The sequence below is a fragment of the Crossiella cryophila genome (assembly GCF_014204915.1).
GTDB classification, from domain to species: Bacteria; Actinomycetota; Actinomycetes; order Mycobacteriales; family Pseudonocardiaceae; genus Crossiella; species Crossiella cryophila.
Window position 1 is genome coordinate 5,874,986 of the sequence record NZ_JACHMH010000001.1, and the last position, 26,994, is coordinate 5,901,979.

Genomic DNA, 26,994 nt, shown 5'->3' on the forward strand with positions numbered 1-26,994 from the left:
AGTGGTAGTTTTGCGGGGTCGGCCAGCTGGCCAATTCCCTGTTTTTCAGACTAGTCGTGCGGCTCGGAGGTCGAGCGATGTCACGTTCCATTCGCCGTGTCCTGCTGGCGTTGTCCGGCGCCCTGCTGGTGGTGGCGCTGCTGCCGTCGCCGGCGGCGCTCGCGGACAGCTTCTACCAGCCGCCGGACCCGCTGCCCGCCGGCGCGCCCGGCGACCTGGTGCGCTCCCGGGTCTCGGACAACCCGCCCACCCGGGGCAAGGCCAAGGCCTGGCAGGTGATGTACCTGTCCACCAACGCCCTGGGTCAGCGGCACGCGGTCACCGGCACCGTGCTGGTGCCCACCCACGTCGACCCGAGGACCGCGCCGGTGGTCGGCCTGGCCGTGGGCACGCACGGACCGGCCTTCCGCTGCACCCCCTCGACCATGGTCGAGGTCGGCGCGCTCTACGAACAGCCCGCGGTCAACGACCTGCTGGCCCGCGGCTACGCGGTTGCCATCACCGACTACGAGGGCTACACCCCCGAACCACGCACCACCTACATCGTCGGGCGCTCCATGGGCGCCGCGGTGATCGACGTGGTCCGGGCCGCGCTGCGACTGCCCGCGACCGGGTTGTCCGCCAACGCCAAGGTCGCCTTCCGCGGCTACTCCCAGGGCGGCGGCGCGGCCATGTGGGCGGGGGAGACCCAGCCGGGTTACGCGCCCGAGCTGAACCTGGTCGGCGTGGTCGGCGGCGGCGTGCCCGCGGACCTGATCCAGGTCGCCCTGCCCCTGGAGGGCAAGCCCGGCTACGGCGTGCTCGCCTACGCGCTGATGGGCCTGGACCAGGCATATCCGGAGCTGAAGCTCAACGACTACCTCAACGACAAGGGGCGCACCGAGTTCGCCCGGATGCGGCGCGAGGCCTGCACCTTCGAGCTGCTCACCTGGTACCCCAAGGGCAAGCTCAGCGACCACACCACCAGCAGCCCGGTGCTGACCCCGCAGTGGCTGGCCAGGGTCAGGGAGAACAAGCTCGGCACGAAGAAGATCCCGGTGCCGGTGTTCCAGTACCACGCCGAGAACGACGAACTCGTGCACCTGCCCCAGGCCAAGGAGCTGTTCGCGGACTACTGCCGGCTCGGCGTCAACGCGCGCTGGCAGGGCTACCCCAGCGACCACATCACCCTGGTCTACACCGGCAACGAGGCCGCGCACCGCTTCCTCGCCGACCGCTTCGCGGGGGTGCCCGCCACCTCCGGGTGCTGATCACCGGGAAGCCTTGACAAAAAAATTTGTCCAAGCCAGTATTGCCGCATGCTTGAGGTAGCGGTGATCGAGAACGCGGCCGCGGCGGAGATCTCACTGGATCCGCTGCGGTCGCGTCTGCTTGCCGAACTCGTCGAACCGGGTTCGGCCAGCACCCTGGCCGCCCGGGTCGGCATCCCGCGGCAGAAAGTCAACTACCACCTCCGTGAGCTGGAAAAACACGGGCTGGTGGAGCTGGTGGAGGAACGGCGCAAGGGCAACTTCACCGAACGGGTGCTGCGGGCCACCGCCGCCTCCTATGTGATCTCGCCCGACGCCCTGTCCGCGGTGCAGCCCGATCCGGCCCGCGCGCCGGACCAGCTCTCCGCCCGCTGGCTGCTGGCCCTGGCCGCCCGGCTGGTCCGCGACGTCGGCAGGCTCATCACCGGCAGCCGCAAGGCGGGCAAACCCGTGGCGACCTTCGCCCTCGACGGCGAGATCCGCTTCGCCTCCGCCACCGAACGGGCGGCCTTCGCCCGGGAGCTGGCCGCTGCGGTGGCCGGGCTGATCAGCAAGTACCACGATGAGACAACGGCGGGCGGCCGCGCCCACCGGGTGCTGGTGGCCGTGCACCCGAGCGTGCGGCCGGTGCTGGATCCCCCTGACAACAACACTGACAAGGAGTCGTAATGGGCCGGAAGTTCGAGCTGCACAAGGAAGTCGAGCTGGCGGCCACGCCGCAGCAGGTGTGGGACGCGATCTCCACCGGACCCGGCCTGGAGGCATGGTTCATGTCCCAGCCCGCGCCGGAGGAGGGCGCCTGCGAGGTCTGGCAGCCGGGCGAGCACCTGTCCGTGACCACCCCGGCGGCGCCGGACGGCTCCTTTCACGCCTTCGAGTACCTGATCGAGGCCAGGGACGGCGGCAGCACCGTGCTCCGCTTCGTGCACAGCGGCTTCCTCAGCGATGACTGGGGCGCGGAGTTCGAGGCCATGACCGCCCGCGGCTGGGACATGTACCTGCACACCCTCGCGCTGTACCTCCAGCACTTCACCGGCAGGCCCGCGGTCTACATCACCGCGGAGGGTCCGGAGGTCACCGCGAAGCCCGAGGCGTGGGAGGTGCTGCTGCGCGGACTCGGCCTGGACCACAACCCCGCCCTGGGCGAGCGGGTGCACCTCACGCCCGAGGGCCTGCCCGCCATCGACGGCGAGGTGGACTGGTTCGAGGGCGAGGAGGCCCCCTTCCTCGCGGTGCGCACCGAGGACGCGCTCTACCGCTTCCACGGCCGCGCCCCGCTCGGCATGACCATCGCGGTCGGCCACCACTTCTACTACCCGGCCGAACAGCCCGCCACCGACGAGGCATGGCGGGTCTGGCTGCACGGGCTGTACCCCGCCCAGGGCTGAGCATGGCCAACTCGCCTGCCGGGGAGTCGGTGCTGGCGCGGGTGGTGCGCATCTTCGAGACCTTCGGCACGGACACCCCGGCGCTGCGGGTCTCGGAGATCGCCCGCCGCGCCGGGCTGCCCGTGCCCACCGCCTCCCGCCTGATCGAGGAGCTGGTCGGCCACGGCTGGCTGCACCGCGAACCCGACCGCAGCGTGCGGCTGGGCCTGCGGATCTGGGAACTGGCCTCCAGGGCCTCGCCCGCGCTGAGCCTGCGCGAGGCCGCCATGCCGTTCATGGAAGACCTCCAGGCCGTGGTCGGCCACCACACCCAGCTCGGCGTGCTCGAAGGCCGCGAGGTGCTGTTCCTGGAACGGCTGTCCGCACCGGGCGCGGTGGACAACGTCATCCGGATCGCCGGGCGGCTGCCGCTGCACGTCAACTCGGCCGGACTGGTGCTGCTCGCACACGCCCCGGTCGACCTGCAGGAATCCGTGCTCACCGGACCGTTGCCCGCCTACGCCAAGCGCACCATCACCGATCCCGGGCGGCTGCGTGCCTTTCTGGCCGATGTCCGGCGCGGCGGATTCGCGTTGTGTCGCGGGTTCATCGACGACGGCGTCACCGGCATCGCCGCCCCGGTGCGCGGTCCGGACAACGAGGTGACCGCCGCGCTCGCGGTGATCGTGCCCGACGACGCCCAGGTCCAGGGCCACCTGCCCGCCCTGCGTGCCGCCGCCCGGGGGATATCCCGCGCCCTCGGCGCTGGTAGGCCGGGTGTGGTGGATCTTGCACACGATCGCCGGGCCCAGGCCGCCCCTGACGGCACCGCGGGGACGACCACGTACATCCCGGTACGCGGCCGTCCCCGCGGCACCGCCATGAACGACCTGGACTCCGGCGCTCACGCACAAGATCCACCACACCCGGCCTAGTGTCTCATTCAATGAAAGTGAGGTAGCTCCGCGCGGGCCGCGACGGCCAAGGTGCGTCCACGGAGAAAGGGGAGTGGATGCGCACCCAGGTGGTCATCATCGGCGCCGGGCCGGCCGGTCTGCTGCTCTCGCACCTGCTCGGGCTGGACGGCGTCGACTCGGTGCTGATCGAACGCCAGAGCGCCGAACACGTGCAGTCCCGCATCCGCGCCGGGATCCTGGAGGCGGGCACGGTCGAGGTGCTGCGGGATGCCGGGGTGGGCGAGCGGCTGGGCGCGGAAGCCTTGCGGCACCGGGGGATCTACCTCCAGTGGCCCGGCCACCGCGAGCACGTGGACTTCGTCGACCTGATCGGCCGCTCGGTGTCGGTGTACGGGCAGACCGAGGTCACCAAGGACCTGATGGCCGCCCGCGAACGCGCCGACCGCCCGGTCTTCTACGGCGCCAGCCAGGTCGAACTGCACGGCGTGGACACCGATCGGCCGCACGTGACCTTCGTGGACGCCGACGGGCAGGCACACCGGATCGAGGCCCAGGTCATCGCCGGCTGCGACGGCCACCACGGCCCCAGCCGCCAGGCCCTGCCCGCCGCCCTGCGCCAGACCTGGACCAGGGACTATCCGTTCGCCTGGCTCGGCGTGCTCGCCGAGGTGCCGCCCTCCACCGACGAACTGATCTACGCCTGGCACCGGGACGGCTTCGCCATGCACAGCATGCGATCCAGCACCATCAGCCGGTTCTACCTCCAGGTCCGGCCCGGCGAGGACCCGGCGGAATGGCCGGACGAACGGATCTGGACCGCACTGGCCACCCGGCTCGGCGCGCACGACGGCGGCTGGCAGCTCACCACCGGTCCGATCACCGAGAAAAGCGTGCTGCCCATGCGCAGTTTCGTGGCCACCCCGCTCCGGCACGGCAGGCTCTTCCTGGCGGGCGACGCCGGGCACATCGTGCCGCCCACCGGCGCCAAGGGCCTCAACCTCGCGGTCGCCGACGTGGTGCTGCTGCACCGCGCATTGGTCGCCTGGCTGCTGGACGGCAAACCGGAGCTGGCCGAGTCCTATTCGGACACCGCGCTGCGCCGGGTCTGGCGGTGCACCCACTTCTCCTGGTGGATGACCACCATGCTGCACCGGCACGGCGACGACTTCGACGCCCGCCTGCAACTCGCCCAGCTCGACGCGGTGCGCACCTCCACCGCCGCGGCCACCGAGCTGGCCCAGAACTACGCCGGTCTGCCGATCGGCTGCTGAGGCCAGAAGTCGCTGGAGTCAGAAGGGGAGACGATGTCGACGACCGAAGGGCACCGGCTCGCGCTGCCGCGCTACCACCGGGACCCACCAGGCACCCATCCACCACTGGACAGCCCGGCATACGGGTCCACCGCGCTCCGCCACCCGAAGCAACCCCTTGTCGTTCTACCACACCGGCTGACCGAGGTCACCGGACCGCTGCTCGGCCCCGGCCGGATCGGCCCCCTGGACAACGACCTCACCCGCCAGCACCCCGGCGAACCGCACGGCCAGCGCATCATCGTGCACGGCCGCCTGCTCGACGGCAACGGCGAACCCGTGCGCGACTCCCTGGTCGAGCTGTGGCAGGCCAACGCGGCCGGTCGGTACAAGCACGTCCGCGACCGCTGGCCCGCCCCCGTCGACCCCAACTTCGACGGCACCGGCCGCACCCTCACCGACAGCGAGGGCCGCTACGAGTTCACCACCATCAAACCCGGCGCCTACCCGTGGCAGAACCACGACAACGCCTGGCGTCCCGCGCACATCCACTTCTCCGTCTTCGGCACCGCGTTCACCCAGCGCCTGGTCACCCAGATGTACTTCCCGGACGACCCACTCTTCGCCCAGGACCCCATCTTCAACTCCGTGCCCGACCCGAAGGCCAGGCAACGCATGATCTCCCGCTTCGACCTGGACCGCACCCAACCGAACTGGGCGCTGGCCTTCGAGTTCGACATCGTGTTGCGCGGCAACGACTCCTCGGTCTTCGAGGACGAGGAGGAAGACGAATGAGCACCCCCTCGCAAACCGTCGGCCCCTACCTCGCCCTGGGTCTGGAATGGACGGACGGCCCGGACGCGGTGGCACCGAGTATGCCCGATGCGGTATGGTTGCGTGGCACGGTACGGGACGGCGCGGGCGAGCCGGTCCCGGACGCGGTGGTGGAAACCTGGCAGGCCGACGCCGACGGACGTTTCAACCACCCGGCTGATCCGCGCGGTGCCGTTGCGGTGCCAGGGTTTCGCGGGTTCGGCCGGTGCACGACCAACGCCGAGGGCGATTACGGCGTACGCACCGTGGTGCCGGGTGCGGTGCCGGCCGAAGTGGGGTCGACTGAGCAAGGGCAGGCTCAGGCGCCGCACATCGACATCTCGGTGCTGGCCCGAGGTCTGCTGCACCGGGTGGTGACCCGCGTCTACTTCCCGGAACACACCGACCAGCACCAGTCCGACCCCGTCCTGCGCACGGTTCCGCAAGACCGGCGAGCCACGCTGATCGCCGAGCGCACCCAGGACGGCTACCGGTTCGACATCCGCCTGCAGGGCGAGCGGGAGACCGTGTTCTTCGATGTCTGACCTGTTCGACCCCCTGTCCGCCGCCGGCCCGGTAAGAGCCACGGTCGATGATCAGGCCTGGCTCCAAGCCATGCTCGACTTCGAACGCGCCCTCGCCCAAGCCCAGTCCGAGGCCGGTCTGCTGTCCCCGGAACACGCGAAAGCCATTGCGGTGGCGTGTGATCCGGCCCGCTACAACCCAACCGAGATCGGCGCGACCGCGTCCGGCATCGGCAACCCCGCGGCGCCCCTGGTCCGCGCCCTCACCGCGGAGGTGGGCGGCGAGGCAGCGCGCTACGTGCACCTGGGCGCGACCAGCCAGGACGTGCTGGACACCGCGTCCATGCTGGTGCTGCGGCGTGCGGTGGCGGAGTTGCTGTCCATTGTGGACAGGGCGGGTGCGCGGGCGGCGGAGTTGGCGGCGCGTTACCGGGACACGCCACAGGCGGGGCGGACGCTGGGGCAGCAGGCGTTGCCGGTGACCTTCGGGTTGACGGCGGCGGGGTGGGTGTCGGCGTTGACGGCTGCCCGGGAACGGTTGCGCGGGTTGCGGTTCGCGGTGCAGTTGGGCGGGGCGGCGGGGACGTTGGCTTCGCTGGAGGAGGTCGCCCGGGTGGGTCTCGCGGGTGCTTCCGCGGCGCCCGGCCCGACGGCGAGTGCCGGCTCGCCTGTGCCCGCTGGCCGGACGACGGGCGGCGACCTGCCCTCGCCAGTTGGCCTGGCGGTGATGCCCGGCCTGACGCCGACCGCTGATCCGGCGTCGGGTCCTGCGGTGCACGACGGCGGGGCGACGACGGGCCTGCCCACGAATGCTGGTCTGGCCATGCCCGCCGAGGCAGGGACCGTCGCCACTTCGGCCGCGATCACCGCTCCGGCGATGGCTGCCGAGGCAGGGACTGTCGCCACTTCGGCTGCGATTGCCGGTCCGGCGATGGCCGCTGGTCCAGGGACCGTCGTCACCTCGGCTGCGATCACTGGTCCGGTGATGGCCGCTGGTCCGGCGGAGAGCAGTGGATCGGCGGCGATCCCCGGTCTGGCCGCGATCCCAGGTCCAGTGGCGTTCCCTGGTCCGGCCGAGACCGCCGGCTTGTCTGCGATCCCCGGCTCGGCCGTTGCTATCGACCCGCCTCCGCTCACCACCCCGCTCTTGCCCGCGGACTCGCCCCCGCCCGCCACCGCGTCCTTGCCCGCGGACTCGCTCCTGACCACCACCCCGTCCTTGCCCGCGGACTCGCCCCTGACCACCACCCCGCTCTTGCCCGCCGACTCGCCCCTGACCACCACCCCGCCCCCGCCCACCGGCCCGGCCGTGCTCACCGGACTCGCCCGAGCGCTCAACCTCGAAGAACCCACCCTCCCCTGGCACACCGAGCGATCCCGCATCACCACCATCGCCGCCGCCCTCGCCGACCTGGCCGCCACCGCCGCCGGAATCGCCCGCACCATCACCCTGCTCGCCCAGACCGAGATCGGCGAGGTCCACGAGCAAGGCCCCCCGGGCAGCGGCGGCTCCTCCACCCTGCCGCACAAGCAGAACCCGGTCGCCGCCGTCCTCGCCGCCGGCGCCGCCGCCCAGGCCCCGGGGCTGGTGGGGACCTTGTTCTCCGTGCGGGCGCAGGAGTATCAGCGGGCGGCTGGGCACTGGCATGCCGAGTGGCGGCCCCTGGCCGAACTCGTCCGGGTGACCGGGGCCGCGGCGTACTGGATGGCGGAGAGCCTGGAGCGGTTGCGGGTGGATCCGGTGCGGATGCGGGCGAACCTGGATCGCACCGGGGGAGTGCTGCTCGCCGAACGGGTCACGGCGGCGCTGACCGGGCGGGTTGGGCGGTTGGTGGCGCATGACGTGGTTGGCCGGTGTGCGCGGCGGGCGGTGGCGGGGGAGGATTTCGCCGCGGTGCTTGGCGCGGATCCGGTGGTGGCGGCGCAGTTGTCGCGGCAGCGGATCGTGGAGTTGCTGGACCCGGCGGGCTATCTGGGCAGCGCCGGGGTGTTCGTCGATCGCGCGCTGGCCGCGTGGCACATGGAGGACAGGTGACGATCCTTCCGGCGTACCGGGTCGACGGGCCCGTGCACGGGCCGCCCGTGGTGTTGTCCGGCTCGCTCGGCAGCGACCACCGGATGTGGCGGCCGCAGGCGGGCGCGCTGGCCGCGGCCGGGTACCGGGTCATCTCCTACGACCACCGCGGGCACGGCGCCTCGCCGACCCCGCCGGGGCCGTACGAGATGGCCGGGCTGGCCGCGGACGCGGCGGCGTTGCTGGATGAGCTGGACCTGCCGGAGGCGCACTTCGCCGGGCTGTCCCTGGGCGGGATGGTCGGCATGTGGCTGGCCGCGCACCGGCCGGACCGGGTGCGTGGCCTGGTGCTGTGCTGCACCTCGGCCGACCTCAACCCGCGATCCGGGTGGGCGGAGCGGGCGCGGCTGGTGCGGGCCGAGGGCACCGGCGCGGTCGCCGAGGCGGTGGTCAGCCGCTGGCTCACCCCGGACTGCGCCCAGCGGCGGCCGGAGTTCGTCGCGGAACTGCGCGGGATGATCACCGCGACCTCCGCCGAGGGATACGCGGCCTGCTGCGGGGCGATCGAGCGGATGGACCTGCTCCCGCTGCTGCCCACGATCAGCGCGCCGACGCTGGTGATCTCCGGCTCCGAAGACCCCGCCACCCCACCCGAGCACGGCCGCCTCATCGCGGACCGGATCCCCGGCGCGCGATTCGCCCTGGTCGAGCAGGCCGCGCACCTGGGCAACGTGGAACAGCCCGCGGAGTTCACCCAGCTCGTCCTGGAACACCTGGGAGCACTCGATGTCTGACGAGCAGTACGCCGAGGGGATGCGGGTGCGGCGGGAGGTGCTCGGCGACGCGCACGTGGACCGCGCGGTGGCGAACACGACCGAGTTCACCGCGCCCTTCCAGGACTACATCACCCGCGCCGCCTGGGGATCGGTCTGGACCAGGGACGGCCTGGACCGGCGCACCCGCAGCTGCCTCACCCTGGCCCTGCTCACCGCGCTCGGCCAGCACGAGGAACTGGCCATGCACGTGCGCGCGGCCGTGCGCAACGGCCTGTCCGCGGCCGAGATCGGCGAGGTGCTGCTGCACACCGGGGTCTACGCCGGGGTGCCCGCCGCCAACGCCGCCTACGCGGTGGCGCAACGGGTGCTGACCGAGCTAGGCGAGCTGTGACGCCTGGCTGACGCGCGCTGGTCCAGGTGGCCTACTTGGCCAAAAACAGTTCAACACTGTCGACGGTCGGCACTGCGTGCCCGCCGGGGTGGCGATCTAGGCTGCCGACCATGGTGAGACGAACCGCCGCGCTGCTGGGCGCGCTGGCCCTGGCCGCGAGTGTGTTGCTGGCCGCCGGTCCGGCCCAGGCCGATCCGGCAGCGCCGCCCGGCACCGTGGTGCCAGTGCAGGTCACCGGCGACCCGGCCAAGCGGTTCAACCTGGTGATCGTGCCGGACGGCTACACCAGCGCCGACCTGCCCAAGTTCCGCGAGCACGTGGACAAGCACCTCAACGTGCTGTGGACGATCGAGCCGTTCAAGTCCTACCGCAGCTACCTCAACGTCTACACGGTGGAGATCGCCTCCCCGGAGTCCGGCGTGAGCTGCGACCCGGACATCAGCTCGCCGCGCCGCAACACCCCGCTGCGGATGGGCTTCTGGGGTGGCTGCAACCCCAGCGGCGTGCGCCGCCTGCTCACCGTGGACAGCACCGCGGTGGTCAACTACGCCAACCTGGTGCCCGGCACCACCGCCGCCAACCGGCAGATCCTGGCCATCGCCAACAGCGACACCTACGGCGGCGCGGGCGGCACCTACGCCACCGCCTCCGGCGGCAACGCGCTGTCCGCGCTGATCACCCCGCACGAACTGGGCCACTCCCTGGGCGGGCTGCAGGACGAGTACGACTACCTCAACCGCGGAGTCCGCGGCGGCGCCTACACCGGCGGCGAACCCGACTCCGTGCACCACTCCCTGCTCACCGAAGCGCAGATGCGCGAGCAGAAGAAGAAGTGGTGGCGCTGGCTCGGCGAGCCCAGCGACTCCGGTGGTGTGATCGGGCGGCACGAGGCCGGGATGTACTCCAGCACCGGCGTGTGGCGGCCCAGCAAGCATTCGATGATGAAGACCCTGGGCTACTACTTCGACCAGCCCACCAGGGAACGCATGGTCGAACGCCTCTCCGGCAAGACCAGCATCCTGCAGGACGGCACCCCGAACACCGCACCCATCGGCGCGGACCGCGTGGTGTGGGCCGAGCCCCTGCACCCGGTCAGCCACAGCCTGACGGTCAGCTGGACCCTGGACGGCAAACCGTTGTCCACCAACGGCTCCCGTTCGGTCGACCTGACCAGGCAGAACCTGACCCCCGGTCGCCACACCCTGATCGCCACGGTCACCGACCCCACCGACTTCGTCCGCGACCCGGCCATCCGCGCCTCCACCGCGCTGACCCGCACCCGCACCTGGACGATCGACACCAGCCTCACCACCCCGCGCCCGAACGTCCCAGCCGACTTCCTCGCGCACACCCCGACCAACCGTCCGGTAGGCGGCGGTGACGTGGTCTACGTGCAAACCACCCGCCCCGCCGCCCAGGAACCCCCGGTCACCTGGACCCTGGACGGCCGCCAGGTCAGCACCGCGGCCGACAACCGCGACCTCAACCTGAAGTCCCTCAAACTCACCCCTGGCCGCCACACCCTCACCGCCACCACCGGCACCGCCACCCGCACCTGGTCGGTCGACGCCCAACCGCCCGCCACCAGCTTCGAGCTGTCCAAACCGCTGCTGACCAGGACCTCCCCGACGGGCGATCCGGAGTACGTGTTCAACGCGCCGTTCACCATGCGCCTCAAGGCCACCGACGACACCCAGGGCTTCGTGGTCCCGGAGTTCCGCACCAACGGCGACGGCTGGTTCAACTACTTCGGCTGGCCCACCGACGCCAACGCCCCGTTCCGCTTCACCCCCAACGGCACCAACATCGACGACCTGATCTACGGCAAACTCGGCACCCCCAGACTGTCTCCCTGGGACAACGTGCCCCCCGGCTACGGCCGCCACACCATCGACTACCGAGCCATCGACCCCGCGGGCAACACCGCCACTCCGGGCCGCTTCGCCGTAACCCTGCTCCGCGAACCCCCGGCCTGCACGACCACGATCACCGGCCCGCACACCGGCCCACTGGTCGTCAGCACCGGCGTGACCTGCCTGAACGCGGCCACCGTCACCGGCCCGCTCACGGTCAACCCTGGTGCCACGCTGGTCGCCACCGAGTCGACCATCACCGGCCCCGTCCGTACCGACCGAGCGGTAGGCGTGCACCTGCTGAACTCGACCATCATCGGTCCGACGGCGCTGACCGGCACCACCGGGGACGTGACCGTGGTCGGCGGCCGGATCGTGGGGGCGCTGCGGGTATCGGACTCCACGGCGACCGATCGTGGGCCGGTGCTCGCGGGTGTGGAGGTCACCGGGCCGGTCCAGTGCCGTGGCAACGCGACGGCGCCGGACAACCTGGGTGCGCCGATCACCGGGTTCGGTCCGGCGACCGGTCAGTGCGCGGTGCTGCGGTAATCAACGCCGGAGGGTAGCCGAGTAGCTACCCTTCGTGGATGGCTCCCCGGATCTGGTCACCAGGAACACGCGCGCTGCTCGCTTGCGGTGCCGTGCTCCTGGTGACCGGCCTGGCCTGGCTGACCCTGTGGCTGCTTGGCAAGACCGGCGCTGAGGACGGCGCGGGTATCGCGAACGTTCTTGCCCTGCCCGCCACCGCGCTCGGCACCCTCGCTGCCCTGCTCGCCCTGCGCACCCGACCCCGTGCGGATGACCCGACCCTGTTAGCCGCCCGTACTCGCACCCTGCTTGACCAGGTCCACACCGCCGAAGCCCGCACGCTGCAACGGCTGTTGGGCGACACCGGCGAGCCTCAGCCCGCCAACGTCGCCTTCGCTCAGCCCGAGGCGGCGCTGCTGAGCTGGCGAACCGACGGCGGAGCCAGCGAAGGCACCCTGAACACCATCGCCGCCTTCTACCGCAGCCTGACCCGGGGTCGTCTGGTGATCCTCGGCGAACCCGGCGCGGGCAAGACAGTCCTGGCCATCAGGCTTCTGCTGGACCTGGCGGCCAAGGCGGAAGTGGTCCCGGTCCGCCTCAGCCTGCCCGCCTTCCGCCACCTCGCTGGAACCCCGGCCGAAACCCGCGATCGGCTCGATCGGTGGATCGCCGAACACCTGATCACCGTGCGCGGCATTGAGCCTGCGGTGGCCCAGGTGTTGATCGCCGACGGCCGGATCCTCCCGGTGTTGGACGGCCTCGACGAGATGGACCCCGACCACACGGAGCCGCACCGCGCGCGATCCGTGCTGGCAGCCCTCAATCTGCCCGCCGGTACCCGCCGCTGGCCGGTGATCGTGACATGCCGCTCGACGCGCTATCAGGCTCTCGAACACCCACTTCAGGACGCCACGGCTGTCACGATGCGGAACCTGAAGGTTGAGCAGGTCATTGCCTGGCTGGCACACCGGTTTCCGGACCCAAGCCAACCGGACGGGATTCAAGCGCGCTGGCGACCAGTTGTGCAGCAATTGCGCCGACATCCCAATGGTCGCCTGGCGCAATGCCTGACCAACCCGCTGCGGCTCTACCTGGCGGTCACGGTTTATCAGGGCAGGGACACCAGCCCGAAGAACCTGCGTGCGTTGGACGCGGATGCCCTGGAACAGCACCTGTTCGGCAACCTGGTGGCCGCAGTGACGGCACACCACGCGCGCGCTGATGGCAGCCACTACGGCGCGGAGGATGTCCAGCGCTGGCTGCACACCTTCGCCGCGCACCTGGGCCGGATGGGAAAGCTCAACAAATCCACAGTGGACCTCAAACTGCATGAACTCTGGAGAACCACCGGTCGACCTGGCTCGACTGGCTGGGGCATCCGCCTTGGGTCTGCCGTCCTGTGTGCTGGTGTGGTTCTTCATCTGATACTGGTGTATGAACTGCTGATGTCGTCGGGCGACAGCAACTGGTTCGTGCTGGCCGGGCTGGCGCTGATTACCTTAGTGTTCAATGCTCTTTCTCCAGGAGTGCCGCGAAGAATTGATTTGCGTGCTGTCCGTACAGCGGCCGGGCGTAGGTTCGCCCTGTATGTAGCCTTGCCGGGACTGTTGACCGGCACCTTTGGTGGATTAGAGATCGGGATTGCCACCAATGCCATTCGTGGCATACTGGCTGGTGCAGTATTCGGCCTGGGAATGGCGTTCGTGTTTGTTGTCGCCCTCGGGCTGGTGGTTAGGCAGCAGGAGGCGGTGTGTCCCAGTGAGCCGATGCGGCAGGCAATCATCAGGGATCTTGTCGTGGTTGGCGCGTTCGGGTTGGTATTGGTTGTGATGTTGGTGTCTACAGTGGGTATGATCGTCGGCATTTTCCATGGCCGTTGGGAAGTCTTCGTGAGGGGCCTGCCATCCATGATTGCGTGGGGTCTGCTCTTCGGAACCGTAGTTGGCGCGGCCGCAGCGGCATCGTTCTCTCCCTGGCCGAGATACGTCCTCGCCGTATGGCGCCTGTCCCGCACCAACGACCTCCCCACCCGCCCAGCCCAGTTCCTCGACTGGGCCTACACCGCGGGCCTGGTCCGCCTCTCCGGCATCGCCGTCCAGTTCCGCCACCGCGAACTCCAACGCCGCTCCGCCGAGTACACCCCCATTGCCACCCAGCCCACCCTTCGCCAAGGTGAGGTGCGAGGAGCATCTCCGGCGATGAAGGGCAGCTCATGACCACCCAGCTCGCACTGATCACCAACGATGACGGCATCCTCGCCCCCGGACTCGCCGCCCTGGCCGGCCTGGCCGACCGCGCCGGTCTCACCACCGTGGTCGCCGCCCCAGCCACCGAGGCCAGCGGCACCAGCGCCGGACTGACCGCGGCCGAGGACAAGCGGCGGGTGGCGGTCCGGCGGCGCAGCCTGGAAGGACTGCCGGAGGTGCCCGGGTACGCGGTGGCCGGGCATCCGGGACTGATCGCGTTGCTGGCCGCCCAGGGGGCGTTCGGGGGGCGGCCGGATGTGCTGCTGTCCGGGGTCAATCGCGGGGCCAATGTGGGGCGGGCGGTACTGCATTCGGGGACCGTGGGGGCGGCGTTGACCGCCGGGATCAACGGGATCCGGGCCCTGGCTGTGTCCCTGGACGTCGGGCGCGGGGTGGCTGAGCAGCACTGGGAGACCGCGGTGGAGGTGGCGGGGACGGTGCTGAAGTTGTTGTGGGAACTGCCGCCGGGGAGTGTGCTGAACCTGAACGTGCCCAATGTCCCCATCGGCAAGCTGGGGCCGTTGCGGCGGGCCTCGCTGGCCGCGCACGGGACCGTGCAGTCGCGGGTGCGGCACCTGGACGGTGGCGGGCTGGAACTGGTGACGGTGGAGTCCGAGGGCGTGGTGGAGGACGGCAGTGACGTGGCGTTGCTGGCGCAGGGGTGTCCTACCGTGACGCCGTTGTGCTCGGTGGCCGAGGACCTGGGGTCAGCGCTGCCGTTGGACTGAGGCGGCGATGCGGGCTTCGATGCGGTCGACGTCGCCGCGTTCGGCCGGTGGCAGGGGAGCGCCGGTGGCGGCTCGGTGCGCGGCGGCCTCGGCGAGCAGGGTGCTGGCCTGGTTGTAGTCGCCTGCCAGGGAATGGGCGCCGGCCAGGCCTTCCTTGGCCAGGGCGACCGCGCGGGGGTCGCCGCTGATCTCAGCGGCGGTGAGGGAGGTGGTGTGCGCGGCCAGGGCTTCCTCGGGGTGGCCGCGGAGTTCGGCGATGAAGCCCAGTTCGGCGTGCGCCAGGGCGATGCCGGGGGCGTAGCTGACGTCCTGGTGCCAGGACAGCACGCGGTGGAACAGCTCGGCGGCGGTGTCCAGGTCGCCGGTGCGGCGGGTGCCCATGGCCAGGCCGAGTTCGGCGTGGATGACGCCGGTGTGGTAGCCGTGTTCGACGGAGAGGCGGCGGGCCTGCTCGTGCCGGGCCTGGGCGCGGGAATGGTTGCCGGTCAACAGGTCCAGCCGGGCCAGGCCGGTGAGCTGATCGGCCACATCGGGCCACAGGCCGTGTTCCTGGGCCAGTTCCAGTGCGGTGCCGCGCAGGTCGGCCGAGCGGGGGTAGTCGCCGGTGATCTCGGCGACGGTGGACAGCGCGAAGGTGGCCTGGGAGCGGCCCCAGACCTCGCCCAGGTCGACGAAGACCGCCAGTGATTCGGCGGCCTGCTCGGCGGCGGTGCGCAGGTCGCCGCGCATGATGGTCAGGTAGGAGGTGGTGGCCAGGGTGATCGCGCGCAGCCAGGGGTCCACTGTGGACACTTCGGCGAGCCGGCTGGCGCTGGCGGTCAGGTCGGCGCCGGTGTAGCCGAGGCAGAAGCTCAGGAACCAGGTGGTGTCGGCGTCCATTGTGGACTCTTCGAGGGCCTGGCCGCGGATGTCCGGGTCGGCGGCGCCGCGGCGGAGCAGGGTGATCCCGGTGAGCAGGGCGGTGACGGTGTCCCGCAACGGATGCGCGCCGGGCACCGACAGGGCAAGGCGGAGCTGACGTTCGGCCTCGCTCAACCGGCCGCGCAGGAACCAGTACCAGGTCTGCGCGCGGACCAGCCGCAGTGCCCGGTCGGCGTCGGCGGTCTCCACCGCGGTGTCCAGGGCCCGGCGCAGGTTGGCCGATTCGCGGTCCAGCCGGGGCAGCCACTCGCGTTGTCCGGCATCGCGCAGGCGGGCGTTCTCGGCGAGTTCGAGGTAGCAGGCCAGGTGGCGGTCGCGGACCTCGGCGAGTTCACCGGCCTCGCCCAGCCGGGTGCGCGCGTAGTCGCCGATGGATTCCAGGAGCCGGTAGCGCGGCCCGTCGGCGACCACCACCAGGGAGCGGTCGACCAGGCGGGCCACCAGGTCCAGGACGTCCTCGGCCGGGATCGGCGGGGCGGCGCTGACCGCTTCGGCGGCGGCCAGGGTGGCGCCCTCGGCGTGCACGGCCAAGCGGCGCAACACGATCCGCTCGGGTTCGGTGAGCAGGTCCCAGCTCCAGTCGATCACCGCGCGCAGTGTGCGCTGGCGGGGCGGGACCAGTCGGCCGCCGGTGGTGAGCAGCCGGAAACGATCGTCCACTCTGGACAGCAGCTCGGTCAGCCCGAGCACCCGCAGCCGCGGCGCGGCCAGTTCCAGGGCCAGGGGCAGGCTGTCCAGGCGCAGGCACAGCGCGGACAGTTGTTCCGGGGTGACGGCGCTGAGGTCGGCCCCGGCGGCCTCGGCGCGCTGGGTGAGCAGGCGGACCGCGTCGGCCGGGGCCAGCGGCGGCACGGCTTCCAGGCGTTCGCCGGGCACGCCGAGTGGTTCGCGGCTGGTGGCCAGCACCCGCAGGCCCGGTGCGGCCCGCAGCAGGTGCGCGATGAGGTCGGCGGCCGGGGCGAGGGCGTGTTCGCAGTTGTCCAGCACCAGCAGCAACCGCTGGTCCCGGAGTGCCTCGGCCAGGTGCGCGGCCAGTCCGGCGCCGGAGTCGTCGCGCACGTGCAGCACCCCGGCCACCGACTCGGCGATCTCGGCGGCGGTGCAGGCGGTCGCGCCGGGATGACCGGCGAGTTCGATCAGCCACACCCCGTCGGGGTACTCCGGTCCGGGTTCGGCGGCGGCCAGTGCGAGGCTGGTCTTGCCGACCCCGCCCGGCCCGGTCAGGGTGACCAGGCGGTGCCGGGTGAGCAGGGCGCGGACCGCGCGCACGGTGTGTTCGCGGCCGATGAGTTCGGTGAGCGCGGCCGGCAGGTTCGTGCGTGAGCGGACCGCGACCCGCAGCCCTGGATCCTGCCGCAGCATCGACTCGTGCAACCCGGCCAGTTCCGGGCCGGGGTCGGCGCCGAGTTCGGTGGCCAGCCGAGTGCGCAGTCCGGCGTACTCGGTGAGCGCCTCGGCCTGCCGTCCGGCCAGGTAGAGCGCGCGCAACCGCACCGCGTGCAGTCGTTCCCGCAGCGGATGCCGTCGTGCGGGCTCGTCGATCCCGGCCAGTGCCTCGGCCACCTCGCCCAGTTCCAGCCGCGCCGCGCCGAGCAGTTCCACGGCGACCAGGCGCTGTTCCTCCAGGTGCTGGGCGACCGGGCGGGCGAAGTCCTCGTCGGCGAACTCCGCGTACGCCGGTCCCCGCCACAGCTCCAGGGCCCGCACCAGCAGTCCGGCCCGTTCCCGCGGCGGGGCGTCCTGGGCGGCGGCGAGCAGGTCGGCGAACTCCGCCGCGTCCACCTCGGCCCGCAGCCGGTACCCGGCCGGTCCGGACTCGACCAGGTCGCGGCCGATCGCCCGCCGCAGCCGGGACACCTTGGTCTGCAACGCTCCTAGGGGATTCGCCGGGATCTCATCGCCCCACAGGTCCAGGACCAGGCGGTCCGCCGAGACTGGGCGGCCGCCCTGGGTGAGCAGCGCGGCCAGCAGCGCGCGCACCTTCGCCTCCTGGACCGGCGCCGGTGTCCCGTCCGCCGTCCAGGCGGTCAGCGGACCGAGCACCCCGAATCGCACCCGGCAACCGTACCCGCTGTCGGTGCGTCGCCAGCGCACCGCCAGCGAATCGAAAGCGCAGGCAGAGACGGTGGTGGCACACGCAGCAGCGATCAAGGAGTGATCATCGTGACCAGCACCAAGACCCCGGTCAGCGTCATCGGGCTCGGCCGCCTCGGCGCCGCGCTCGCCGAGGCGTTCCTGGCCAACGGGCACCCGACCACGGTGTGGAACCGCTCGCCGGGCAAGACCGAGGACCTGGCCGCCAAGGGCGCGACCGTGGCCGGTTCGCTGACCAAGGCCATCGAGGCCAGCCCGCTGGTGCTCACCGTCCTCGCCCACCACGGCGCGGTGCGCGAACTGCTCGACCCGGTGGTCGGCAGCCTCAGCGGCCGGACCCTGCTCAACATCAGCTCCAGCACCCCAGAGGACATCCGCAAGCTGGCCACCTGGGCGCAGGGGCATGGCGCGGACTACCTGGACGGCGCGGTGATGGCGGTCCCGCAGGCCATCGGCTCGGCCGACGCCCAGGTCCTCTACAGCGGATCCACGGCGGCCTTCGACAGCTACGGCGAGCAGCTCGGCGTGCTCGGCGCGGCCCGGTACGTCGGCGAGGACCCCGGGGTGGCCGAGCTGTACAGCTACGCCCTGCTCAGCGCCGGGTACGGCACCCTGTTCGGCTTCCTGCACGGCACCGCGATGCTGGACTCCGCCGGGGTGCGCCCGACCGAGTTCCTCGCGCTGGCCGTGCCGTGGCTCAACGGCATGGTGGCCTTCCTCAGCGAGATCGCCAGGGAGACCGAGACCGGGGACTACAGCACCGGCGAGTCCAGCCTGGACATCAACCTGTTCGCGCTGGAGAACATCGTCGCCGCCAGCCGCACCGCGGGCGTGGACCCCGCCTTCCACCTGCCCACCGTGGACGCGGTGCGCAAGCGGATCGCGGCCGGGAACGGGGACGAGAGCGCCTCCAGTGTGTTCGAAGTCATGCGCACCAGGGGTTGACCTCCAGTTATGTCGAGCTTGTTGGCTGGGCTCGGCAAACCGACTGAGGGGAAACACAGATGCGTGCGGTGTGGTTACGCGAGTTCGGCGGACCCGAGGTGCTCCAGCCCGGTGAGGCCCCTGATCCGGAACCCGGCCAGGGCCAGGTGCTGATCGAGGTGGCCTACGCGAACATCACCTTCGTGGAGACCCAGTTCCGGGCAGGCGGGGACAGCCCGTTCCGGGTGGAGCTGCCGGTCATCCCCGGCAACGGGGTCGGCGGCACGGTGCTGGCCACCGGTCCCGGTGTGGACCCGGGTCTGGTGGGGGAGCGGGTGATCACCAGCCTGACCGGCTCGGGCGGTTACGCCGAACTCGCGGTGGCCGCGGCCGCCGGCCTGTACCGGGTCCCGGCGGAACTGGCCATGGACCTCGCGGTCGCGTTGCTGGCCGACGGCCGGACCGCGGCGATGCTGCTGCGGGCCACCGAGGTCAAGCCGGGGGAGCGGGTCCTGGTGGAGGCGGCCGCGGGTGGGGTCGGCTCGCTGCTGGTGCAACTGGCCGCCGCGGCCGGGGCCACCGTGATCGCGGCCGCGGGCGGGGCGCACAAGACCGAACTGGCCGCCTCCCTGGGCGCGGCCGAGGTGGCCGACTACACCGAACCCGGCTGGGCACAGCGGATCGCGCCGGTGGACGTGGTCCTCGACGGGGTCGGCGGCGAGATCGGCCGGGCCGCCTTCGGCCTGCTCGGCCAGGGCGGCCGGATGCTCAGCTACGGCCTGGCCAGCGGCGAATGGGCGGGCATCGCCGAGGAGACCGCGGCCGGACGCGGCGCCACCCTGGTCTCGCTGCGGCCCTCGCCGGAACTGGTGCGCGCCAGCACCGAGCAGGTGCTCGCCGAGGCCACCGCCGGACGCCTGCACCCGGTGATCGGCCAACGGTTCCCGCTCGCCGAGGCCGCCGCCGCGCACACCGCCATCGCCGCCCGGGGCACCATCGGCAAGACCCTGCTGGAGGTCAAGTGAAGATCGGCGTGCAACTGCCCTCCTTCGGCGTGGACCCCTCGGCCACCGCGGCCGAGCACGCCCGGCACGCCGAGGGCCTCGGCCTGGAATCGGTGTGGACCGGCGACCACCTCATCCCCGCCCTGCCCTACCTGGACAGCACCCTGGTCCAGGCCACCGTCGCGGCCAGTACCAGCACGATCAAGCTCGGCTTCGGTGTGCTGATCCCGGCCCTGCGTGGCGCGGCCTGGGCCGCCAAGCAGATCGCCACCCTGCAACACCTCTCCGGCGACCGGCTGATCGTCGGCATCGGCACCGGCGGTGAACCGCACGGCGACGCGGCCTGGCGCGCGGTCGGCGTGCCCTTCGCCGAGCGCGGCAAGCGCACCGACGCGGTACTGGCGGTGCTGCCCGACCTGATCGCCGGGCGGGAGGCGGCCATCGACGGCGAGACCGTGCGGATGTCCCCTGGCGCCACCGTGCCGCCGCTGCTGATCGGCGGCAGCGGCCCGGCGGCCTGGCGACGCATCGCCCAGCTCGGCGCCGGCTGGTACCCGGCGTTCGTGCCGCCCTCGGTGGTGGCCGCCGGGATCCAGCGGCTCCGCGACCTCGGGATCGAGGCCCCGGTGACGGTCGGGGTCAGCGTCGGTCTCGGCCCGGTCGAGCCGTCGGTGGTGGCCGACCGGGTGCGCGGGCTGCTGGACTACGGGGTCGGCGAGGCCGAGGCGCGCCAGGCGATCGTGGTCGGCTCACCGGCCCAGGCTGCCGAGCAGCTGGCGGCCTTCGCCGAGACCGGCGCGGAACGGGTGGTCGCGATGCCGTTCCCGGCCGACCGCTTCCAGCAGCGGGAGTTGCTGGCCGAGGCCATGCGGAAGCTGACCGGCTGAGCCTGTCGGGCGCGGGCGAACACACCCGCCCGCGCCCGGCCCTGCTCAGTCCAGGCAGGCGCGGACCGCCGTGGCCAGGTTGACCACCCGAGGGTCGTCCGGCCGGAAGTTCCACAGGTTGGTGACATAGCCGAAGCCGACCTCGGCCTCGGGGTCGCCGAAACCGATCGAACCGCCCGAACCCGGGTGCCCGAAGGCGGCGGGCCCGGTCAGCGGCATGATCCGGGCGGAGCGCATGAACCCGAGCGACATGTAGAAGGAACGGTCGGCCGGGATTTCCAGCCCCGGCGGCAGCCCGTGCATCGGCGTCCGGTCGGTCTGCACCACCGACATCCGCTTGACGGTGGCCGGGTTCAGCAGCCGCACCCCGTCGACCCGGCTGACCGTGGCGGCGTACATCCGGGCCAGCGAATGCGCGTCCGCGACCATGTTCGCCGCCGGGAACTCCGCCGCGCGCCAGGCCCTGGTGGTGAAGTAGTCGCTGGTGTTGTCCAGGGCGCCGCCGAGTGAGCCCGCCTTCATCTGGACCGAACCCGGGCTGTACAGGGCGTTGACCCACCGGGTGACGGTGTCCTCGTCGAGCCCGGTCAGCCGGACCATCCCGGCGATCAGCTCCGGCACGCTGAACGGGGCGGCGTAGTGCAGCTTGGACACCCGCGGCTCGTGCCGCTCCGGCAGCCCGATCCAGGCGCTCAGCCCGAGCGGCCGGGCGACCTCCTCGGCGAAGAAGGTGCCAAGGGACTTGCCGGTGATCCGGCGCACGAGTTCACCGACCAGGAACCCGTAGGTCACGGCGTGGTAGACGTGCTCGGTGCCCGGAGTCCACAGTGGACGCTGCGCCTCCAGGGCCCGGATCACCGGGTCCCAGGCGCAGGCCTGGGCGAAGGTCAGCGGTCCGTCCACGATCGGCAGCCCGGCCTGGTGCGAGAGCAGCCAGCGCACCTTGATGTGTTCCTTGCCGTTGGCGCCGAACTCCGGCCAGTACCGCACCACCGGGGCGTCCAGGTCCAGTAACCCGCGCTGTACCAGGATGTGCGCGCAGATCGCGGTGGCGCCCTTGGTGGTGGAGGCGACCTGGACGACGGTGTCCTTGCGCCACGGCCGGTTCGCCTCGCGATCGGCCAGGCCGCGCCACAGGTTGACCACCGGGCGGCCACCCACGTAGACGCTGCAGGCCGCGCCGACCTCGCCGGGGTTGCTGAAGTTCGCGTGGAAGGCGTCGGCGACCCGGCCCCAGCCGCGCTCGACGCAGTCGCTGTCACCGTTCTCGGCGGCGGTCGCGGTGGCGGTGCCGAGACCGGTGAGCGCACCGGCGGCCAGCGCGCCCTTCAGCACGGTCCGTCGCCCGACGGGTCCGGGCGTGCCGCTGGTCGTGTCTTCCATGATGGAATCCTCTCTGGTCGACCTGTTTCCGGGCATGGCGAACAAGCCCGGATCAGGGCTGAAGATGTTGTGCGGAAAGGGTTCTTGCTGAGACAGCGCGGGCGCTAGGAGATCTTGCGCCGGTAGGTCGCCGTGGCGAGGAGATAGGCGACGAGCAGGATGCCCGCGCACCAGGCCAGCGCGATCCAGATGTCGTTCCCGGCGGGCTGCTGGGTGAACAGGCCGCGGATGGTGTTGACGATGGAGGTCACCGGCTGGTGTTCGGCGAAGGCGCGCACCGGGCCGGGCATCGTGCCGGTGGGCACGAACGCGGAGCTGAGGAACGGCAGGAAGATGAGCGGGTAGGAGAACGCGCTGGCGCCGTCCACCGATTTCGCGGACAGCCCGGCGATCACCGCGAGCCAGGTCAGCGCCAGGGTGAACAGGACCAGGATCCCGGCCACCGCGAGCCAGGCGAGCACGCCCGCGCCGGAGCGGAAGCCCAGGATCAGGGCCACCCCCACCACGATCACCAGTGAGAGCAGGTTGGCGATCAGCGAGGTCAGCACGTGCGCCCACAGCACGCCGGAGCGGGCGATCGGCAGCGACTGGAAACGCTCGAAGATGCCACTGCGCAAGTCGTTGAACAGGCGGAACGCGGTGTAGGCGACGCCGGAGGCGACGGTGATGAGCAGGATGCCGGGCAGCATGTAGTCGATGTAGGAGGCCGAGCCGGTGTTGATCGCGCCGCCGAAGACGTAGACGAACATCAGCATCATCGCCACCGGCATGATCGCGGTGGTGATGATGGTGTCCAGGCTGCGGGTGACGTGTTTGAGGGACCGTCCGAACAGGACGGTGACATCGCTGATCAGGTGTGTGGTCATGGTGATTCCCTGGCGCCGACGATGGCGAAGAAGACGTCCTCCAGGCTCGGCTGCTTCTCGACGTATTCGACCTCGGCCGGTGGCAGCAGTGCTTTGAGTTCGGTGAGGGTGCCGTTGACGATGATCCGGCCCTGGTGCAGGATCGCGATCCGGTCGGCGAGCTGTTCGGCCTCCTCCAGGTACTGGGTGGTCAGCAGCACCGTGGTGCCGCGCGCGGCCAGGCTCTTCACCGCGTCCCACACCTCCAGGCGGGCCTCGGGGTCGAGTCCGGTGGTCGGCTCGTCGAGGAAGATCACCGGCGGATTGCCGATGAGGCTCATCGCGATGTCCAGGCGGCGGCGCATGCCACCGGAGTAGGTGGCGACCTTCCGGTCGGCGGCCTCGGTCAGCGAGAACCGGGTCAGCAGGTCGGCGGCGATCCGGCCGGGCTGCTTCTGGTGCCGCAGCCGGGCGATGAGCACCAGGTTCTCCCGGCCGCTGAGGATCTCGTCCACGGCGGCGAACTGTCCGGTCAGGCTGATGGACTCACGTACCCGCGCCGGGTGCGCGGCCACGTCGAAACCGGCCACGCTCGCCGTGCCGGCGTCCGCCTTGAGCAGGGTGGACAGGATCTTGACCACCGTGGTCTTGCCCGCCCCGTTGGAGCCGAGGAGTGCGAAGATGTGGCCCGGCGCGACCTCGAAGTCCACCCCGCGCAGCACCGGCAGCTTCGGGTAGGACTTCTCCAGGCCGCGCACCTGGATCGCGGGTCCGGCGGTCATGGCCGCGGCCCCCCGTCGGCTTGCTCGGCGCGGTCGATCGCCTCGGTCAGCCGGGCCCGTTCCCGGTTGATCCAGCCGCCCGTGGTGTAGTTGGCGAGGAATGCCTCGACGAACTCCACCGGGTCCTCGCCGACGATCTCGCGGACCCGCTTGCCGTCGGCCGCGGCCTGCTCGAACAGGTCGGCCAGGTCCTCGAACATGGTGGCCAGGCTGTCGCCGTCGGTGGTCCCGAAGTGCAGCAGGTACCGCTCCAGGCCTTCGACCGCCAGGCGATAGTTCTCGGGCAGTTTCTTGACCCGGGCCTTGTACTGCCACCAGCGTTTCTTGTCGCCGATCACGGTGTCGACGATCTTCGAGATGAACATGTCAGTTACCCCCTTCTCGGAGCTGGATGAGTCGTTCCGCGAGGAAGCTCCAGGTCCTCCAGAACTCGTCGAGGTGCTGCCGTCCCTGCTCATTGAGCGAATAGACCTTGCGCGGCGGGCCTTTCTCCGACGGGACCTTCTCCACGTCGACGAGGCCACGTTGCTCGATCCGGACCAGCAGCGCGTAGACAGTGCCCTCGGCGATGTCGGCGAAGCCCTGATCGCGCAGCCACGCGGTGATCTCGTAGCCGTAGGCGGGCCTGCCGGACAGGATCGCCAGCACGATGCCCTCCAGCACGCCCTTGAGCATCTCCGTCATCTGCTTACCCACGGAACGGGCCCTCCCGTACTACTTGGCGACACTGACTACCGGTACATAGTATCGCTGAATAGCTACGGCGCAAGTCTCCCTTGACCTGCGCGGATGCCGGATCAGGCCGGGTGCGGACCCTGAACGACCGCGGTCAGCGAGCCGAGACCAGGGTCTTGCCGCGGACGGCCAGCAGTGCCGCGGCGAGTGCGGCGAGCAGGGTCACCGCGGCGGCCAGGGCCATGGCCAGCCGCAGTCCCGGCAGCACGTCCGCGCCCTCCGCGCCTGCCGCGTAGAGCGCGCCCAGCAACGCCACTCCGACCACCGTGCCGGTCTGCCGGGTCGTGTTCACCACCGCCGAGGCCAGCCCGGAGCGTTCGATCGGCACCGCGCCGAAGGCGGTGACGTTGGTCGGCGTCATGGCCAGCCCCATGCCGAAGCCCACCAACCCGAACACCAGTGCCGCCAACGTGAACGGCGTCCCGCCGTCCAGCAGCAGGCAGCCACCCAGGCCCAGTGCCGCCACGCCGTAGCCGAGTGCCATCGCCGCGCCGCCACCCAGCCGCGCGGTCAACCGGCCTGCGATCGGGGAGGCCACCAGCATGGCCACCGACAGCGGCAGCAACCACAGCGCCGACTCCGCCGCGCCGAGCCCGCGCCCCTGCTGCAGGTACAGCGCCAGCAACACGAACGCCGCGTAGGGCCCGAAACCCAGCGCGAACGAGGCGTAGTTGGCCACCGCGAACGCCCGATCCGCGAACAACCGCACCGGCACCATCGGCCGCGGCTGCCGCAGTTCCACCACCACGAACAATACCGCCGCCAGCACCGCGAGCCCGACAGTTATCCACACCCCCGAGCCGAGGCCGTGGCGGCCCGCCCGGATCAGGCCCAGGCTCAGCGCGGCAGGCCAGGCGATGCCCAGCAACTGGCCCAGCGGGTCGAGGGAGGTGTGCGCCGGATCAGCCGATTCCGGCACCGCCACCCACACCGCGACCAGCGCGGCCAGCCCGAGCAGCAGGTTGAGCAGGAACACGCTCCACCAGCCGAACCCGTCCACCAGCACCCCGCCGAGCACCGGCCCCAGCGCCGCGGCCAGCCCGCCGAACAACCCCCACCAGCCCATCAAGGCGGCCCGCCGCACCGGATCCGGGGTGCTCCTGGCCAGAATGGACAGTGACCCCGGCAGCAGCACCGCGGCCCCGACGCCCTGCCCGACCCGGCCCGCGATCACCAGGCCGACCCCGTCGGCCAGCGCGCTGATCAGTGAACCCAGTAGGAACACCGCGATTCCCAGCAGCAGCAACCGTTTCCGCCCGTACCGGTCGCCCAGCGCGCCGCCGGTGAGGGTGAGCCCGGCCAGGCACACGGTGTAGGCGTTGACTATCCATTGCAGACCGTCCACCCCGGCCCCGAGGTCGCGCTGGATCGCGGGCAGCGCCACGCCGATCACGGTGGTGCCGAACAGGGCCAGCGCGGTGCACAGGAACAACGCGGTCAGGAAGGTTCTGGTGACGATCACCGCCGCAGCGTGGAGCTTCAAGCCGACTTGAAGTCAACCTCCGCGGTCAGCTCCCGCACCTGCCCGTCCAGCCGCGCCGCCAGGTGCGCGCAGTCCCGCACCGGGTGCTCGCGCGGGCAGGTCAGCAGGTGCTCCAGGTACTCCTGGGCCTGCCGCAGCTCGCGCACCCGCTCGGCCAGCTCGGCCGCCCGCCCGGCCAGCACGGTCCGCGCCGACTCGCCCTGACCCGAGTCGAGGAGTCGCCGGATGTCCTCCAGGCTCAGCATGCCGGTCCGCTGCAAGGTCAGCACCAGGGTCAGCCGGCGCAACTCGGCCGCGCCGTACCAGCGTTTCCCGCGCTCCTGCCCGGCGGGCGGCACCAGTCCGATCTCGTCGTAGTAGCGCAACGCCGAGGCACGCAGTCCGAAACGCCGTGCCACCTGGCCGATCCCCAGCAACTCGCTCACCCGGCCCACCGTAATCCCTGGCGTCAGAGAATGCAGTCGCATACAATGAGTCCAGAAACCATTTACCGCTCATGGGTTCATGGGCACATGGGATCCCCAAATGTGATCTCAGTCGGTCGCACTACTTTCGTAGTTGCCCCATACGGCCGCTGTTGAATACTCCCGTTTACGATATCGTGGGTCGCCGTCGTCGATAAATTGAGACGATTGGGAAGGGATTCCATGATTACCATGCTGGCCGCGGCTGGAATGGCTTTTTCCCTGCTTGCCTCTCCGGTGCCGGCGGCCGATTCAGCGCCGCCGGACAAGGTGACCGTCGAGGTGGTCACAGCGAACGGATCCGGCTGCCCGCCCGGCACGTCCGCTGTCGCCGTCGCACACGACAAGACCGCCTTTACCGTGACCTACAGCGACTATCTCGCCCAGGTCGGCGTGGGCGCGAAACCGACCGACGTTCGCAAGAACTGCCAGCTCGCCCTGCGGATCCACTACCCGCAGGGCTTCAGCTACGCGATCCAGAAAGCGGATTACCGGGGTTACGCGAATCTCCAGCCAGGGGCGCGCGGACTCCAGCGGGCGAACTACTACTTCCAGGGAATGTCGGCCACCGAGTCGCGGAGCCATTGGTTCAACGGTCCGTGGGCGGATAGCTGGCAGGCAACCGACACCTCCGAAGGTCCCAACCTGATCTACGCTCCCTGTGGCGAGACCAGGAACCTCAACGTCAACACCGAGCTGCGTGTGCAGGCGGGGTCCTCGAATCCATCGACGACGACCAGTTTTATGACGATGGACTCCACGGATGGCAGCATTCGCACCACCTACCACTTCTCCTGGAAGCGGTGCGACTAGCG

General features: G+C 71.1%; 25 protein-coding genes. 17 read left to right on the forward strand and 8 right to left on the reverse strand.

The features are described 5' to 3' along the window. The first annotated feature begins 77 nt into the window (after positions 1-77). The 13 genes from HNR67_RS25710 (at position 78) to surE (ending at position 14,657) form a co-directional block, all read left to right on the forward strand. Positions 78-1,250 carry a lipase family protein gene (locus tag HNR67_RS25710; protein WP_185004786.1) on the forward strand — a complete coding sequence of 391 codons (1,173 nt, stop codon included), beginning with the start codon at positions 78-80 and terminating at the stop codon, positions 1,248-1,250. A 48-nt stretch (positions 1,251-1,298) separates the two neighbouring features. Continuing rightward, positions 1,299-1,919: an ArsR/SmtB family transcription factor gene (locus HNR67_RS25715; protein ID WP_185004787.1), complete on the forward strand. Its 621-nt coding sequence runs from the start codon at positions 1,299-1,301 to the stop codon at positions 1,917-1,919. Then, positions 1,919-2,638 carry an SRPBCC family protein gene (locus HNR67_RS25720; RefSeq protein ID WP_185004788.1) on the forward strand — a complete coding sequence of 240 codons (720 nt, stop codon included), beginning with the start codon at positions 1,919-1,921 and terminating at the stop codon, positions 2,636-2,638. Before HNR67_RS25715 ends, HNR67_RS25720 begins: the two co-directional genes overlap by 1 nt. 2 nt (positions 2,639-2,640) lie before the next feature. After that, positions 2,641-3,552, forward strand: a complete 912-nt coding sequence (locus HNR67_RS25725; protein ID WP_185004789.1) for an IclR family transcriptional regulator — start codon at positions 2,641-2,643, stop codon at positions 3,550-3,552. Between the two features lie 77 nt (positions 3,553-3,629). After that, a complete protein-coding gene (locus tag HNR67_RS25730; protein ID WP_185004790.1) occupies positions 3,630-4,805 on the forward strand; it encodes a 4-hydroxybenzoate 3-monooxygenase in 1,176 nt (391 codons plus the stop codon). Positions 4,806-4,838: 33 nt separating this feature from the next. Next, a complete protein-coding gene (gene pcaH / locus HNR67_RS25735) occupies positions 4,839-5,579 on the forward strand; it encodes a protocatechuate 3,4-dioxygenase subunit beta (RefSeq protein WP_185004791.1) in 741 nt (246 codons plus the stop codon). Then, entirely contained in the window at positions 5,576-6,142 is a 567-nt protein-coding gene (gene pcaG, locus HNR67_RS25740) for a protocatechuate 3,4-dioxygenase subunit alpha (protein ID WP_185004792.1), read from the forward strand. Before pcaH ends, pcaG begins: the two co-directional genes overlap by 4 nt. Beyond that, complete coding sequence (locus HNR67_RS44850; RefSeq protein WP_246492593.1) at positions 6,135-8,156, forward strand: lyase family protein; 2,022 nt, start codon at positions 6,135-6,137, stop codon at positions 8,154-8,156. The genes pcaG and HNR67_RS44850 overlap by 8 nt, the downstream gene beginning before the upstream one ends. Then, positions 8,153-8,929, forward strand: a complete 777-nt coding sequence (pcaD, locus tag HNR67_RS25755) for a 3-oxoadipate enol-lactonase (protein WP_185004793.1) — start codon at positions 8,153-8,155, stop codon at positions 8,927-8,929. The genes HNR67_RS44850 and pcaD overlap by 4 nt, the downstream gene beginning before the upstream one ends. After that, on the forward strand, positions 8,922-9,302 hold the full coding sequence (pcaC, locus tag HNR67_RS25760) for a 4-carboxymuconolactone decarboxylase (RefSeq protein ID WP_185004794.1): 381 nt from the start codon (positions 8,922-8,924) through the stop codon (positions 9,300-9,302). Before pcaD ends, pcaC begins: the two co-directional genes overlap by 8 nt. Before the next feature lie 110 nt (positions 9,303-9,412). Then, positions 9,413-11,704: a M64 family metallopeptidase gene (locus HNR67_RS25765; RefSeq protein WP_185004795.1), complete on the forward strand. Its 2,292-nt coding sequence runs from the start codon at positions 9,413-9,415 to the stop codon at positions 11,702-11,704. 38 nt (positions 11,705-11,742) lie between these two features. Beyond that, complete coding sequence (locus HNR67_RS25770) at positions 11,743-13,899, forward strand: NACHT domain-containing protein (protein ID WP_185004796.1); 2,157 nt, start codon at positions 11,743-11,745, stop codon at positions 13,897-13,899. After that, positions 13,896-14,657 carry a 5'/3'-nucleotidase SurE gene (surE, locus tag HNR67_RS25775; RefSeq protein WP_185004797.1) on the forward strand — a complete coding sequence of 254 codons (762 nt, stop codon included), beginning with the start codon at positions 13,896-13,898 and terminating at the stop codon, positions 14,655-14,657. Before HNR67_RS25770 ends, surE begins: the two co-directional genes overlap by 4 nt. Here the strand turns inward: surE and HNR67_RS25780 are convergent. Then, complete coding sequence (locus HNR67_RS25780; protein ID WP_185004798.1) at positions 14,637-17,633, reverse strand: BTAD domain-containing putative transcriptional regulator; 2,997 nt, start codon at positions 17,631-17,633, stop codon at positions 14,637-14,639. The two genes, surE and HNR67_RS25780, sit on opposite strands and share 21 nt — an antisense overlap. A 108-nt stretch (positions 17,634-17,741) precedes the next feature. Between HNR67_RS25780 and HNR67_RS25785 the strand changes: the two genes are divergently transcribed. Genes HNR67_RS25785 through HNR67_RS25795 form a run of 3 tightly spaced genes read left to right on the forward strand, consistent with a single transcriptional unit; the run spans position 17,742 to position 20,487 of the window. Next, complete coding sequence (locus tag HNR67_RS25785) at positions 17,742-18,617, forward strand: NAD(P)-dependent oxidoreductase (protein WP_185004799.1); 876 nt, start codon at positions 17,742-17,744, stop codon at positions 18,615-18,617. A 59-nt stretch (positions 18,618-18,676) separates the two neighbouring features. Next, complete coding sequence (locus HNR67_RS25790; protein WP_185004800.1) at positions 18,677-19,621, forward strand: zinc-binding dehydrogenase; 945 nt, start codon at positions 18,677-18,679, stop codon at positions 19,619-19,621. Then, positions 19,618-20,487 (forward strand): LLM class flavin-dependent oxidoreductase, encoded by an 870-nt coding sequence (locus tag HNR67_RS25795; RefSeq protein ID WP_185004801.1) that lies wholly within the window; start codon positions 19,618-19,620, stop codon positions 20,485-20,487. Before HNR67_RS25790 ends, HNR67_RS25795 begins: the two co-directional genes overlap by 4 nt. Before the next feature lie 45 nt (positions 20,488-20,532). On the opposite strand, the gene HNR67_RS25800 is transcribed toward HNR67_RS25795, so the two are convergent. The 7 genes from HNR67_RS25800 to HNR67_RS25830 all read right to left on the reverse strand — a co-directional run bounded on the left by HNR67_RS25800 (position 20,533) and on the right by HNR67_RS25830 (position 26,140). Then, entirely contained in the window at positions 20,533-21,870 is a 1,338-nt protein-coding gene (locus HNR67_RS25800; RefSeq protein WP_185004802.1) for a serine hydrolase domain-containing protein, read from the reverse strand. Between the two features lie 104 nt (positions 21,871-21,974). Then, positions 21,975-22,736, reverse strand: a complete 762-nt coding sequence (locus HNR67_RS25805; protein WP_185004803.1) for an ABC transporter permease — start codon at positions 22,734-22,736, stop codon at positions 21,975-21,977. Beyond that, positions 22,733-23,497, reverse strand: a complete 765-nt coding sequence (locus HNR67_RS25810) for an ABC transporter ATP-binding protein (protein WP_185004804.1) — start codon at positions 23,495-23,497, stop codon at positions 22,733-22,735. Before HNR67_RS25810 ends, HNR67_RS25805 begins: the two co-directional genes overlap by 4 nt. Next, positions 23,494-23,862 carry a DUF1048 domain-containing protein gene (locus HNR67_RS25815; RefSeq protein ID WP_185004805.1) on the reverse strand — a complete coding sequence of 123 codons (369 nt, stop codon included), beginning with the start codon at positions 23,860-23,862 and terminating at the stop codon, positions 23,494-23,496. The genes HNR67_RS25810 and HNR67_RS25815 overlap by 4 nt, the downstream gene beginning before the upstream one ends. 1 nt (position 23,863) lies before the next feature. Beyond that, a complete protein-coding gene (locus tag HNR67_RS25820; RefSeq protein WP_221490052.1) occupies positions 23,864-24,181 on the reverse strand; it encodes a PadR family transcriptional regulator in 318 nt (105 codons plus the stop codon). 145 nt (positions 24,182-24,326) lie between these two features. Beyond that, positions 24,327-25,694, reverse strand: a complete 1,368-nt coding sequence (locus HNR67_RS25825) for an MFS transporter (protein WP_185004807.1) — start codon at positions 25,692-25,694, stop codon at positions 24,327-24,329. Between the two features lie 17 nt (positions 25,695-25,711). Next, positions 25,712-26,140: a MerR family transcriptional regulator gene (locus HNR67_RS25830; RefSeq protein ID WP_185004808.1), complete on the reverse strand. Its 429-nt coding sequence runs from the start codon at positions 26,138-26,140 to the stop codon at positions 25,712-25,714. 222 nt (positions 26,141-26,362) lie between these two features. Between HNR67_RS25830 and HNR67_RS25835 the strand changes: the two genes are divergently transcribed. Continuing rightward, positions 26,363-26,992, forward strand: a complete 630-nt coding sequence (locus HNR67_RS25835; RefSeq protein ID WP_185004809.1) for a DUF4360 domain-containing protein — start codon at positions 26,363-26,365, stop codon at positions 26,990-26,992. The last annotated feature ends 2 nt before the right edge of the window (positions 26,993-26,994 follow it).